Origin of the sequence: Paenibacillus phyllosphaerae (assembly GCF_014192105.1) — a bacterium.
GTDB classification, from domain to species: domain Bacteria; phylum Bacillota; class Bacilli; order Paenibacillales; family Paenibacillaceae; genus Paenibacillus_Z; species Paenibacillus_Z phyllosphaerae.
In genome coordinates this window covers 31513-45414 of sequence record NZ_JACHXK010000025.1, presented here as the reverse complement: position 1 = coordinate 45414, position 13902 = coordinate 31513, and the positions used below count along the sequence as shown (strand labels likewise).

General features: G+C 48.0%; 12 protein-coding genes. 10 read left to right on the top strand and 2 right to left on the bottom strand.

Annotated features, from left to right (window positions below; translation table 11 throughout):
* From FHS18_RS30070 to FHS18_RS35285, 8 genes are all read left to right on the top strand, one after another.
* Complete coding sequence (locus tag FHS18_RS30070) at positions 1-264, top strand: acyl carrier protein (protein ID WP_183604104.1); 264 nt, start codon at positions 1-3, stop codon at positions 262-264.
* Positions 265-285: 21 nt separating this feature from the next.
* A complete protein-coding gene (locus FHS18_RS30065) occupies positions 286-1935 on the top strand; it encodes an NAD(P)/FAD-dependent oxidoreductase (RefSeq protein ID WP_183604103.1) in 1650 nt (549 codons plus the stop codon).
* Positions 1936-1947: 12 nt separating this feature from the next.
* Complete coding sequence (locus FHS18_RS30060) at positions 1948-3225, top strand: cation:proton antiporter (protein WP_281378895.1); 1278 nt, start codon at positions 1948-1950, stop codon at positions 3223-3225.
* 29 nt (positions 3226-3254) lie between these two features.
* A complete protein-coding gene (locus tag FHS18_RS30055; RefSeq protein ID WP_183604101.1) occupies positions 3255-5060 on the top strand; it encodes a sialidase/neuraminidase family protein in 1806 nt (601 codons plus the stop codon).
* 25 nt (positions 5061-5085) lie between these two features.
* A complete protein-coding gene (locus FHS18_RS30050) occupies positions 5086-6366 on the top strand; it encodes an MFS transporter (RefSeq protein ID WP_183604100.1) in 1281 nt (426 codons plus the stop codon).
* A gap of 19 nt (positions 6367-6385) precedes the next feature.
* Positions 6386-7894: a discoidin domain-containing protein gene (locus FHS18_RS30045; RefSeq protein ID WP_183604099.1), complete on the top strand. Its 1509-nt coding sequence runs from the start codon at positions 6386-6388 to the stop codon at positions 7892-7894.
* A gap of 53 nt (positions 7895-7947) precedes the next feature.
* On the top strand, positions 7948-9384 hold the full coding sequence (locus tag FHS18_RS30040; RefSeq protein ID WP_183604131.1) for a CoA-acylating methylmalonate-semialdehyde dehydrogenase: 1437 nt from the start codon (positions 7948-7950) through the stop codon (positions 9382-9384).
* A gap of 62 nt (positions 9385-9446) precedes the next feature.
* Positions 9447-10118, top strand: a complete 672-nt coding sequence (locus FHS18_RS35285) for a 4'-phosphopantetheinyl transferase superfamily protein (RefSeq protein WP_183604098.1) — start codon at positions 9447-9449, stop codon at positions 10116-10118.
* Between the two features lie 331 nt (positions 10119-10449).
* Here FHS18_RS35285 and FHS18_RS30030 read toward each other — a convergent pair whose 3' ends face one another.
* Entirely contained in the window at positions 10450-11085 is a 636-nt protein-coding gene (locus FHS18_RS30030; RefSeq protein ID WP_183604097.1) for an FMN-dependent NADH-azoreductase, read from the bottom strand.
* A gap of 401 nt (positions 11086-11486) precedes the next feature.
* Here FHS18_RS30030 and FHS18_RS34690 point away from each other — a divergent pair, with 401 nt between their 5' ends.
* Entirely contained in the window at positions 11487-11741 is a 255-nt protein-coding gene (locus FHS18_RS34690; protein ID WP_246428000.1) for an aldo/keto reductase, read from the top strand.
* A gap of 129 nt (positions 11742-11870) precedes the next feature.
* Here the strand turns inward: FHS18_RS34690 and FHS18_RS30020 are convergent, their stop codons facing one another.
* Positions 11871-12791, bottom strand: coding sequence for a LysR family transcriptional regulator (locus tag FHS18_RS30020; RefSeq protein WP_183604096.1), 921 nt, complete (start codon positions 12789-12791; stop codon positions 11871-11873).
* A gap of 154 nt (positions 12792-12945) precedes the next feature.
* Here FHS18_RS30020 and FHS18_RS30015 point away from each other — a divergent pair, with 154 nt between their 5' ends.
* On the top strand, positions 12946-13893 hold the full coding sequence (locus FHS18_RS30015) for an alpha/beta hydrolase (protein ID WP_183604095.1): 948 nt from the start codon (positions 12946-12948) through the stop codon (positions 13891-13893).
* The last annotated feature ends 9 nt before the right edge of the window (positions 13894-13902 follow it).

Here is a 13902-nt window from a genome sequence, read left to right as displayed (position 1 = left end):
ATGAATATCGAACAAACGATTAAAGAAACAGTTGTCGCGGCAACTGACGGAGCGGTGGACCTGGAAAAGGTCGAGTCGGTTGGTGACAATCTGGGCAGCCTGGGGCTGAGCTCTCTGGTACAGGTTCGCCTTATCGTGCTTCTGGAAGAGAAATTTGATATTGAAGTTGATGTGGAAATGATAGAAGAAATGCAGCTGCTCAATTCGCTGTCGAGTATGGTCAAGTATGTGAGCGATGAACTGAAACTGGGCGTTGCAGACTAGAAATAGGGAAGAGGGCGTAAAATGAAAACTTCACAAACCGATCGTTCATATGACGTCATTATTGTCGGTGCCGGGATCGCCGGAACAATACTGGGAACCATCCTGGCGAGGCACCAGGTAAAGGTGCTGCTTATTGACTCTAGTTCGCACCCTAAATTTGCGATCGGCGAATCTATGATTCCGGGAACCTCCTTCATGATGCGGCTTATGGCGGAACGTTACGATGTTCCTGAGATTATGTACTGCAGCACGTTCCCGCTCATCAGACAGAATATTAGCTCTTCGTGCGGAATTAAGCGGAACTTCTCTTTTGTCTACCACCGGGAAGGCGAAAGTCAGAACCCGCTTGAAACGACGCAGCTTTCTGTTCCTAACCTGCCGTATGGCTCTGAAGCCCATATGTACCGGCAGGATACAGACGCATTTATGATGACCATGGCAATCAAGTACGGTGCAGTTGTAAAGCAGAGAACAATGATAAAAGATGTGGTTATTACGGATACCGGCGTTGAGGTCATCACATCGACAGATGAAGCGTATAGCGCAAGCTATATTGTTGACGGAACAGGGGCCAATTCCATGCTTTCGAGAAAGTTGGAATTGAAGGAAGAGCCGACCCGTATGCGAACCAATACAAGATCGATGTTTACCCATATGATCAATGTTCTTCCCTTTGACGCGCTAACGGATAAAAATACTCACGGCCTGCCAAGCGCATTTCATCGAGGTACGCTGCATCATATCTTTGATGGCGGTTGGTTGTGGGTTATACCGTTCGATAACCATAAAGATTCGACGAACAGGCTCTGCAGTGTAGGGCTCCAGCTCGAAAACAGGCTGCATCCAAAAACGGATTTGTCGCCTGAGGAGGAGTTTCAAAGCTTCTTAGACCGCTTTCCCGATATTGCCAAACAATTCGCACAGGCGAAGCCAGTTCGGGATTGGACTGCTTCGGATCGCTTACAGTATTCATCCCATCAGGTTATAGGGGACCGATATTGTTTACTCGCACATGCTGCTGCATTTATCGATCCGTTGTTTTCTAGAGGATTGGCGATTACGGTAAATACAATTAATGCGCTGGCCCAGCGACTGATTGATGCGGTCGGCAGTCAGTCGTTCCGGGCAGAAGATTTCGCGCTCGTATCTAAGATCATTCAAGAGTCTTATGATACCAATGACCGTCTGGTCTCCTGTTCCTATACTGCTTTCCGTGATTTCGACCTATGGAATGCCTGGTACCGGGTCTGGGCATTAGGGCAAGCATTTACGTCCCTGCGTTTCACACAGCTGCTCTCCAAGTACTATGAGAATAGAGATTTGAATTGGCTAATGGAGGTCGAGAAAGCGCCTTATCCAGGCGGTATCGTAACCGACCTGGAAGACTATCAGGTGCTGTTTAACCAAGTAGCATCAACTGTGGAAGCTGTTAGGGACGATGGGTTATGCCCGAAAGAGGCAGCCGAGAGGATATACGGTTATTATAAAGCGGCAGAACATTTTATACCTGAGCACTACCAAATTTTGAATAGAGACAAGCGTTTTATTTCCAAAATGGATCCAAAGTCATTGCTTGAAGTAGTGGAGTGGGGGAATACAAAAGCTCCGCAGCGGATCAGGGAATTGTACTTCGAAGGAAGCGCATCCATGTTTTCGCTCGTGCAGCAGTAGGGACTTCGCCAAATGGAGGGCATAGAAGCTATAGATACCATCGGATCTTTGGTCGTCATACTAATCGTATGCTTTGCAATGGGAAGGATTATGCTGTCCATCGGCATGCCTCGTGTTCTGGGCGAAATGATCGGCGGGATTATGATGGGGCCGACTTGTCTGGGGTTGTTCTACCCGGAGTTGATGGCCGGCCTCTTTACCGCTGAAACGAAGAGCGTATTATCCGTTATCGGCACGATAGGCGTTGGGTTGTACATGTTCTTGATCGGTATGGAGTTGAATGTCAAGAGAAGCAGTTCGCTGCTCGAGGTTGGCAAGGTTACAGCCGCAGGCTTCCTTGTGCCCTTCGCATTTGGGCTGCTCGCCGCATTGTACCTGCACGATACGCTTGCTGCAGGGATTCCAATCGGGCAGTTTGCGTTTTTTATGGCCATTGCAGTGTCCATTACATCAATCCCAATGCTGGCGCGAATCCTGGAAGAGAAGAACCTGCATTCCAGCCCGCTCGGGCAGCTGACCATCCTGGCGGCAAGCCTGGATGACCTAGGCGCCTGGTTTCTGCTGACGATCCTGATTGCCGCGACGCAGTCCACAGGCACGATCGGGAACAGATTCGGGCAGATCCTTATGGCGATTGGCATGATTGTGATGCTGTATGTCGTTGTGAAGCCGCTGCTCCGCCGGTTCGTCCGTACAGCTCAAGGCACGGACACGATGAACGAAGGCATGCTCGGAATCGTTCTGCTTGCCATATTGTCGGTAGCATGGCTGAGCGAACTCATTGGCATCACTTCTGTCATAGGCTGTTTCCTGTTAGGTACGATCATGCCTGATGCGGCGCCGGTCCAACGGATGATCGATGAGCGTCTCAAGGGGCTTGTTACAAGTCTGTTTATTCCGGTCTACTTCGTGCATGCCGGATTAAAGGCAGACCTTCGCTCCCTTCTTCAAGTCGAATTGCTCATCCCATTTGGCATCCTATTAGGTGTTTCTTTCTTCGGCAAATATTTGGGTTGTTCGTTGACCATGCGCAAAATGGGGTACAGCTGGCGCGATTCATCGGCATTAGGAGGCTTGATGAACGCAAAGGGATTAATGGGGCTTGTAATCGCGGAGCTCGGTTTGGAGCTCGGATATGTGTCACAGCCCGTTTATTCCCTGCTGGTTCTTACAGCAATCGCTACGACCGCTCTGTCCATCGTCGTATATAAGTTGTCGACGAGACTTCCCCATCCGGGCATACGCGGAGCTGCAAGCGTGATGCCGCCGGGGGAGCTGGCGAAGCAGTGAGTGACGGATTCATTTGAGGGGGATTGTTGTTGAACGCGAAACGTAAACGGGTGCGGTATACGGGGACGGAAACAGCCAATATCGATTACCATCATGGCCAGCTGGCATCCATCATAGGGGTTCACCACTTCCAGGCTGTACGAGCAAATCGAGCACAGCCGGCCGGTGGCGATGCATATGGTTGGACGTTTAATCATGCCCCGTTGCTGACCTATTGGAGAGATAAGTATTATTTGCAGTATGTAAGCTGCCCGGTAAGCGAGAACGTGCCTCCCAGCCGAACTCTCCTCATCACGTCACTGGATGGTGTGCACTGGGAGGATGCCGTTATTCTCTTCCCCGAATATAGGGTGCCCGAGGGCATTTACCAGGGGCCCGAAGCGCTAGCACCAGACAGTTATGCAATGATGCACCAAAGAATGGGGTTTTTCAAGTCCAGCTGCGATAAAATGTTAGCATTGGGCTTCTATGGGATTTGCCCGAACCACAATGTCATGCCTAATGATGGGTTGGGTATAGGCAGGGTGGTTCGCGAGATTCACCCCGATGGTCGTTTGGACCCCATCTATTTTATCCGGTATAACAGCCATGCAGGATGGAACGAGACGAATACCAGCTATCCCCTGTACACCAGCTCACCTGATGGAGGTTTTATTCAAGCTTGTGAAGAGCTTTTGTCGGATAAGCTGGAGACAGCCAAATGGTGGGAGGAGGATCGGAGTCAGGACGGGTTTTACAAGATTGAAGGGAACAAGGCGCTGTCCTGCTACCGTCTGGCGGACGGAGATACAGTCGGGCTCTGGAAATGGAGTCTTACTTCAATAAGCCCTGACCACGGGGAGACATGGCTGCCGACTGAGGAAGCCGACTCTCTTATTATGGCGGGAAGTAAAATATGGGGGCAGCAAATAGCGGAAGGGCATTACGTTCTGATCTATAATCCGTCGCTCGATAATACGCATCGTTGGCCGCTCGCATTGAGTACGAGTGAAGATGGATTGAACTTTGACCGGCTGATGCTGGTCAGCGGAGAGGTTCCGCCAAGAAGGTATGCGGGCGAACATAAGTACTACGGCTTGAATTATGTAACCGGCTTGACAGGAGGCGCCATTGAATCTCCTGATGGAGCGATATGGATTAGCTATTGTGTGAATAAGGAGGATATATGGGTCAGCCGAATACCGATACCGGTGACCAGCCGCACCGTTCAATGGGTTGATGAACACTTTCATGCTTACAGTGCAGGAAATTTGATTGCGAATTGGCAAATTTACCGTACGCTGTTATCCACCGTGACAATGGCGGCTCCAGAAGAGGAGCAGCAGCCATGCATGGTTTTTCTGCATACGGATCCGTATGACTATGCGAAGGCCGAGCGATGCTTTCCAAAGCATGATAAGGTTGAAATTACCTTCTGTTGCAGGACAGACCTTGCCCATTCCGGAAGGATGGAAATCGAGGTGCTGAACTCGAAATCGATGCTTGCATTCCGGATGATCCTGTACCCGGATGGTGCAATAATGGTCCGGCATGGGAGTGGTACAACACGAATTGCAGAGGATTGCGCCCGCAAGTGGACTAACGTCGAGATCCGAATCGATGCCTCTCGGCATGAAGTGTTCATTCGAATAATGCCCAACGAAGAATGGACGGCGTTGCGATTCGTAATGAGTATCCCGACGGTCGACAAAATATTATTTCGTACAGGGGCTGCGAGAAGAACACCAACCTATGATACAGAGTTAAGCGAGGGAGACCTTCCAGAAGTGTGCGCTCCTGCTGAGGAGTCGCATTTTTATTTGAAGTCTCTTAGCATACAGCCGTTAAGATTGTAACTACTATTGCTGCGGGGGAATTCACATGTGGTTCAAAGAGGAGAAGTACGCTTGGTTTATCGTGAGCTTTCTATGGATATTCGGATTTTTGGGATCACTCGGCAGAATTATCGTTCAATACTATCAAGGTCCCATAACCGATGACCTGGAAACAAGCCGTGCATTTCTCGGTTATGCTTGGTCTGCCAGCATATTTATCGGTTCGTTATGCGCTCCCTTCGGGGGATGGCTGACCGATCGATTCGGGTATAAGACGACAATGATTGCCGGAAGTCTGCTAGGTGTTCTGTCAGGCGCTGTAATTGTGCTGTATCCAAGCCCTGTCGGGTATATGTTCGGTTTCGGAGTCCTTGGCGGCCTGGCGGGCATTGGGACAACAACGAGTTATGTTATGGTCAACCAATGGTTCAAGCATCACAAGGCCAAGGCGTTAATGATAATCGGCAGTTCAAGCTCTATTGGATTGGCGTTGCTAACCCCTTTACTCGTTTCTAACGATTCCGTCATTACTTGGACGGTAGCGTACAGAATTTCTATAGCAGTTGGTGTATTCTTCACGCTGCTTACCTACTTTATCATCAAGGAAAAGAAGCAGCAGCATTCGGATCCGGAGGTTCAGACAGGGACAGAGGCAGAGTCAGAAGCAGAGGCAGCACAACCAATTATTCGCAAGTCTAAATGGACAGCGAACCGGGATTTCCTTATCACGCTGCGAAGCCCTGTTATCATTGTCGTCATATTCGCTTTGTTTACTTGCGGATTCAGTATGGGAACGGTCGAAATGCATTTAATGGCCATTCAGCAAACAGCACACGTCTCACATGCAATGTTCATTGCTTCATTAAGTATATTGGGCGTGCTTGAGCTTGTTGGAGGCTTTGTGTTTGCAGCGCTGTTGGACAGAATGCCGCGGGCGGTTGCATTGAGCTGTCTATATCTGATTAGAACCGTTGCTTTCATTCTACTATTTTCTCATTTCTACTGGTCTCCGGTGTTATTTACGCTTATCTTCGGAGCGACTTATCTGGGGGCTATACCAGGAGGCATTCTTCTTGCCAGCGAGAGCCTGTCGACCAAGTCAGTCGGGCTTCAAGCAGGCATCCTGTTGTTCTTCCATCAGTTGGGCGGCGTGTTTGCCTCGGTGGCGGGAGGATTGAATTATGACTGGTTCCAAAATTACCAGTTGCTGATTGGGGTCAACATAGCACTAAGCTTGGTGAGCGGAATCGGCTATTATGGGGTCCATAGAATGCTCGCCCGGAAGAAAGCGATGGAACCGGTCCCAGGTGCGGAATTTATCGGATAATAGAAGGGGTGGACTGAATTTGAAGAATCAGGTAACGCTTGCCATGAAGTACCCGCCGATTACATCGTATCCATATATAGCAAACCTCTTGTCCGTTGTACTGAATGATGAGGACGCTGAGGAATGGTTTTATAGCGAGTTTAGTCAGCTTGAGATGCCGGATAACGTGCATCGGACCCGGCTAGATTTCAACACCTCCCTGCTGTGGAAGTCGTGTCCATTCATTTACTATCAGAGAATGAGCAGGACAATGGTTGATGCCTCTGGATCGTTGGAGAACTTTATCATCCAAGCCATTGGGAACGGAAACTACGTCTACTTCCTGGGGAATTATTATCATAATCCGCTCTCGGAGGCCTATCAGACGAATTACTTTCTGCACGATATCTTTATATTTGGCTATGATAGGGAACGCAGAGTATTCCACGTGGCCGATTTCTTTAAGGATCAGAAATATTCCTACGAAGAGCTAAGCTTTGAAGATGTGGGCCGGATGTACGTTGGTGTTAGAGCTGGAGATGACTGGCTGGAAGGCGTTGAGTTGATTTCTCCCCGCAAGAAGGTTTTTCGATTTAAGCCGGACCAGATCCGTGAGAAGCTGATGGACTACATTGAAGGTGTTCGACCGGTAAGTATTGTTCATGTTCCTGCTGAACACTATAAACACTGCTGGGTATTCGGCAGCGGGGTTTACAGCCAATTGTCCTATTATATGAGCCTGCTGTCGCAGAACCTGATTCATTTTGATATTCGGCCATTCCACGTTCTCTATGACCACAAAGTTGCCATGCGGCTTCGCATTGAATTTTTAGAAGAAAGGTCCCTGCTGCCGAAGGAAATGGAGTTCTCTGTGCAGTACAAAGATATCGAGAATCGGGCACAGTCCCTGCGAAACTATATCATCATGCGAACGAAGAGCCCAAGCCTCTCCAAGCACGTAGATTCCATCTGCGGAAAATTAATGCAGCTTAAGGCTGATGAGTTGGAACTGCTAGCCGGAATTGCCCCAAACATCGTGACAGGGGCGAAGACGGAGTCCGCGGCCAACTGTGCCGTACAAGCTGAGATTACGGCTTCTAGTCTAAGCTTGAATTTACATAACGGTCCTGCCAATCTGGTGAACGAAGATCAGGATCTCATCTATGCAAGTGCAGAACATCCACAACTGCCCGAGTATATCGACTTTGAATGGCAGGAGAAACAGCGCATAAATACCATTGAAATAAGGTCGAGATTTTCACAAAGTTTGGGCGTAACGGTTGTAGAAGTCCAGGCTGCCGATGATGCAGGCGAGAATTGGCGGAATCTGGGGAGATACGAACAGGGGGATTATGAATTTGATTCCTACCGCATGGAGACGATGTCCATTCAGCTGGAGAATGCGCTCTATACGAATAGACTCCGGCTTGTTATCCACGAGGCAAACATGAAGTGGGGCAGATTTGAAATTGTGGAGATCGGACTATATGACCGGACTGAAATAAATCCGGCTCTTCAAAAAAGCCCCTGCCTGGAGTTGGAGGCTTAATTGTTATTTAGCAGATACGCCGGGGGTGTACATTGAAAAAGCTACAAGTGGAAATGTTGCAAAATTATATTGGCGGCCGCTGGGTCCGATCCTCAGGCTCTATGAAGGAACCGGTCTATAATCCCGCGAGTGAGGAGATATTGGCTTATGTTCCGCATTCCTCGACAGAGGATGTAGACGCTGCCGTTCATGCGGCTAGTGATGCCTTTCGCGTATGGAGCAGGGTACCTGTCCCAAGAAGAGCCCGCATTCTATTCAAATTCCAGCAGCTGCTCGTCGATCATTGGGATGAGCTCGCTCGAATCATCACACTGGAGAACGGTAAAAGCTATACCGAGGCTTACGGGGAGGTACAGCGAGGGATAGAATGCGTCGAGTTCGCGGCAGGAGCACCCACCCTGCTGATGGGCAAGCAGCTGCCTGACATTGCAACCAATGTGGAATCGGGGATGTATCGGTATCCAATTGGCGTCGTGGGGGGGATTACGCCCTTTAACTTTCCCATGATGGTGCCCTGCTGGATGTTTCCGCTCGCTATTGCCTGCGGCAACGTATTTGTACTCAAGCCGTCGGAGCGTGCGTCGCTTCTTGCCAACCGGCTAGCCGAGCTGCTTACTGAAGCGGGGCTCCCGGACGGCGTGTTTAGCATTGTTCATGGAGCCCAGGATGTTGTCAACCGGATGCTGGATCATCCGGATATTGCAGCCATCTCTTTCGTAGGTTCCAAGCCGGTAGCCGAATACGTGCATCGGACAGGAAGTGCTAACGGCAAACGGGTGCAGGCACTTGCGGGTGCGAAGAACCATTCGATTGTTATGGACGACTGTGATTTGGACGGCGCGGTGAAGCAAATTATCAACGCCGCTTTTGGATCGGCGGGGGAACGCTGCATGGCCTGTGCTGTCGTTCTCGCAGTAGGCGGGATCGGTGACCGGCTGGTGGAGAAATTAAAGGAAGCTGCAGATGCGCTAACCATTGGCAATGGGCTTGATAAGGATGTTTTTCTGGGACCTCTTATCCGGCAATCCCATAAAGAACGTACACTTCGCTACATTGACACTGGTGTGAGGGAAGGCGCACATCTCGTTCGTGATGGCAGGCGGGATGCCGCAGCACAAGGGCCGGGGTATTTTCTGGGTCCGACCCTATTCGACCATGTTAATAGTGGAATGAAAATTTGGCAGGATGAGATATTCGCTCCCGTTCTGTCAGTCGTCCGTGTCGGTACGCTTGACGAAGCGATTGTGTTGGCGAACCAGTCCGAGTTTGCGAATGGTGCTTGTCTTTTTACGAACAATGGCGGTCATGTACGGCAGTTTCGTGAGCAGATTGATGCTGGCATGCTTGGCATCAATCTGGGCGTGCCTGCTCCAATGGCATTTTTCCCGTTTTCGGGCTGGAAGAAGTCATTTTACGGCGACCTGCATGCGAATGGTACCGATGGCCTTGAATTTTATACGCGAAAAAAAATAGTTACCTCCACTTGGTAGTAAGGCAGCCTTGGAATGGGCACGGCACGGCGATACAGAACACTAGTCAGGGTGAGGGTAGAGTGGCAGAAATCTATGCACTAAAACTTCCGTCAGATATCTCTCCTGAAAGATATCGGTCGTTACTCGGGCGCATTGGGCCATCCCAAAGGGAACGGGTTGAACGTTTCCGGCAAAAAGAAGACGCGTATCGAACATTGTTAGGCGAAGTGCTGGCGAGGGTAAAGCTCGGGAAACGTATTGGAGTTCCGCCGGGCTGCATAAACATTCTGAAATCGAAATACGGAAAACCATGTCTCGCAGATACGAAAGGAATTCACTTCAACATTTCCCATTCAGGTGAGTGGGTTGTATTGATTATTGACTGTGAATCAGTAGGCATTGATATTGAGAAAGTCGTTCCCATAAGCCCGGAACTGGCCGACAGAGTTTTCTCAGCACAAGAGTCAATGGATTTGCGGCAAAAGCCTGAGCATGAGAGGGTCAACCTATTTTTTGAACTATGGACATTAAAAGAATCTTATATTAAAGCTGTGGGAGTGGGGCTAACGCTTTCGTTAAAAAGCTTCACAATCCGAAAGCTTCCCGGAGGGGAAATTACGCTTGATCCGCCGGCAGAGCGTTACCATTTTAAACAATATGATCTGAATACTCATTACAAGCTCTCCGTGTGTTCATCTTCTCCACAACTGCCGGGCAGCGTAGAAATACTTGGTCTAGATGACCTGTTGTAAGCAGGGGGCAAGATCGGCCCGGGCAGGATGAATGAGGTTGAATAACTATTTTCTTCCTTATAATCGCTCTCGTAGAAGAAGTCATAACGGTGGATACAGATAGAGTTGGATAACCGGAAAAGCCAAGCTGTGCAAGGAATGAAGTGCCTAACTTTGCTACTTTGCGAAGATGAGGCACTTATTTATTTTTCTCAATTTCTGCCGCGGCATTCAACGAACGGATAGATTTAGAACAAATATGACTTGCTCAGAAACAAAAACCAACAAGCCAAATGTTGGCTTGCTGGTTGACTTCTACATCATTAAAGTAGAGGATACATGAAACTTTTGTTTAAAAGCCTTTTGCATGCTCACGTGCTTTTGCAATTGCCGCTTCTTTAATTTCAGCTGCGCGATCCGGAAATTGATTATGGCCTTCCACGAATATTCCCTCCGTGTGCGGAATACCGAAGAAATTCATAATAATGCCGATATAGCGGTGTCCGGATTCAACCCCCGCAGCAGGTCCTTCCGAATAGATGCCGCCTCGTGCTTGAATATGCAATGCTTTTTTTCCTTCCAATAAGCCTACTGGGCCGTTCTCCGTGTATTTGAATGTCTTGCCTGCTACACAGAGCGCGTCGAGATAAGCTTTCATCACCGGTGGGAAGGAAAAATTCCACATCGGCGTCACAAAAACATATTTGTCGGCTTCAACGAATTGTTCGGTCAACTCATTTAATCTGCTGACCTTTTTTTGCTCTTCTGCCGACAAAGCGCTAAACTCCGAACCGCTGCGCAATTTGCCCCATCCGCTAAACACGTCCGCATCGATGTGCGGAATGTATAGGTTATAGAGATCGATTGTGATGACTTCGTCATTAGGTTGGGCTTCGCGATAAGCTTCAATGAACGCTTTACCGACGGCCATACTATAGGAAGTCTGATGGTCATGTGGATGCGCGGTGATATACAACACTTTTGCCACAGTTGATTCCCCCTCTCTCTTCTGAACTCCAAAAATTATATTGCCCTTTAATTGAAAAAAAACATTGGTAATTATGACAAGAGAGTTATTCTGTTGCTTGATCTCTACGTCCACAAGCATTCTGGGATAATGAACAGTTTGAATAAAGCTGTTGATATATTAACAGATCGCGTTTTATTGACCATTGAACACTGGCTTTTAAGTTCTATAATAATAGACGTACGTTGATTAACCGACTCGTTTTGTTTAGGCGTACACAATCCTTTAGATGGAGGAAAACGATATGTTTAACGAAACTTATAAATTATCAAATGGCGTGAAGAATGAAGCGGGTATAGGCTTGGACCGAGTTCCGTGAGGAGAACCGTTATTTTGAGGAAAACAAAGAAGCTTGGAAAGCAATGGAGGAGGCTTATAAGACAGGCAAAGTAAAGGCAATCGGTCTTTCTAACTTCCTTCAAGACGATCTGGAGAATATTCTTGCAGACTGTGAGATCAAGCCGATGGTCAATCAAATATTGGCGCACGTGAGCAATACGCCTTTGGAGCTCATTGAATTTTTCCAGAAGAATGACATCCTCGTAGAGGCATATTCGCCGATTGCACACGGTGCCGTACTTGACCATGTTCAGATTAAGCGCATCGCTGATCAGTAGAGTCAATGCCGAGCTTGATTTTGTTATCAGCGACGCAGATATGGAGATTTTGAAGCATATAGAGCACATCCAAAATTATGGTGAGCACAGCTTCTTTCCGGTCTTTGGCGGGAAATTAAAGTAACCAAGCTAATGAATAGGGACATAGTCTGATGAAGAAGGGGTAAATTTCTCTCGAATTTGTTGAAGAAACATTTCAGCGGCAGCGGAAAAGACCTGGTGTTTTTTCCACACAATACTTAATCCGGCTTCAAGCCTTGGTTGAAGCGGTCTAAAACAAAGGTTGCTGTCACTGGACGTATTCACTATTTTATCAATCGTTATTGCATAACCAATGCCCTCTTCAACCATGATAGCGGCATTATACAGGAGGTTGAATGTAGTAACGATATTTAATTTATCAAAATCTTCACCAAACCAAGCCACGAATTCATTTTTAGACAGTGTCTGTTGCATAGCCTGTCGTGAACAGATCAGCGGAAGAGGTAATAAATCCGCGATTTGAATGGTATCTTTGACAGCTAGGGGACTGTCTTTCCTCATAATAACGCCCCAAACATCTTTGGCGGGGATATGGATGTAATTGTATTTGGATAAATCAGCCGGTTCAATCAAAAGGCCAAAGTCAATCAGACCTTTGTCAAGCCGTTCAGTCACATCATCTTCGTTTCCGCTGAATAGGTGATACCGTATATTTGGATAACTGTGCTGTAATTCTTTTACCACGTGAGCAATCTGTTTCATGGCGTCCGTTTCCCCGCCGCCAATGTAAACATCACCGCTTATTGTTTCTTCCATGGAGCTGAATTCAGCCTCTAATTTATCAACCATGTTAACGATTTCTTCTGCTCTCTTTCGCAGAAGCATTCCTTCATCTGTAAGAACGATACTGTGACTACTGCGAATAAACAGCTTTTTCCCTAACTGTTGTTCGAGGTCTTTCAATTGTCTTGACAGGGTTGGCTGTGTAACATGCAAAAAATCAGCGGCACCGGTTATGCTTCCTTCTCTCGCAACAGTAAGAAAATAACGCAAAACTCGTATTTCCAATTAACACGCCTCCATTCTAATTGGATTATACACGTTTATGGTATGCCTTTAAAGCATATCTGAATATGAGATATAAGTATTTGTTATGGAGTTGCGCAGTAGCTAGAATAAACAACGAGGTAGAATACAGCAGTAAGAGAGGATGTTCATTCATATGCCCAACTATATTTTTGAGTTAAGCGAGAAGGTATCAAGAAAAACGGTCTCTTTCATAAACAGATATGGAATCAACATTGCCGCTGATCTTTACTTGCCAAAAGACTTTAATGAGTCAAAGAAATACGCAGCCGTTATTATAGGTGCGCCCTATGGCGGCGTTAAAGAGCAGGGATCCGGTATCTATGCTCAAAACATGGCAGCGCGCGGATTTGTGGCTCTTGCATTTGATCCCTCATTCAACGGATACAGTGGAGGAGAACCGCGTCATCTTTCCTCGCCTGATCTGTTCGTTGAAGATTTCAGTGCAGCCGTTGATTATGTAGGCACGCGTCCATTCGTTGATCGGATGCAAATCGGTGCAATCGGGATGTGCGGCAGCGGTGGTTTTGCGATTAGTGCAGCCAAGGTTGACAGGCGCATCAAGGCAGTCGCCACGGTCAGCATGTACGATATCGCCCGGGCGGAACGCAATGGCTTCAAGGACTCGTTTACCGAAGAAGATCGCAACCGTAAACTCGACGCGATTGCCGAGCAACGCTACGCGGAGTTTGAGGGTAATCCGCCTGCGCTGACCGATCGAGGCGCACCGATCGGATTTGACGATCATACAGACCCCATCGGCCGCGAGTTTGGCGAGTTTTACTCTACGCCTCGCGGGTACCATCCTAACTCAATTACGGCGTTTACCGTGACAAGCAGCATGTCATTTATGAACTTTCCTCTGCTTACGAACATGAAGTCGATTTCGCCGCGACCCATCTTGTTTATCATTGGTGAGCACGCTCACTCACGATACTTCAGTGAAGATGCTTACGAATTGGCGGCAGAACCCAAAGAGCTCTACATCGTTCCAAATGCGGGACACGTCGATTTATACGATAAGACGGATGCGATTCCATTCGACAAGCTGGAAGCATTCTTTAACGAGCATTTAAGCAATTGAAGTAAGACG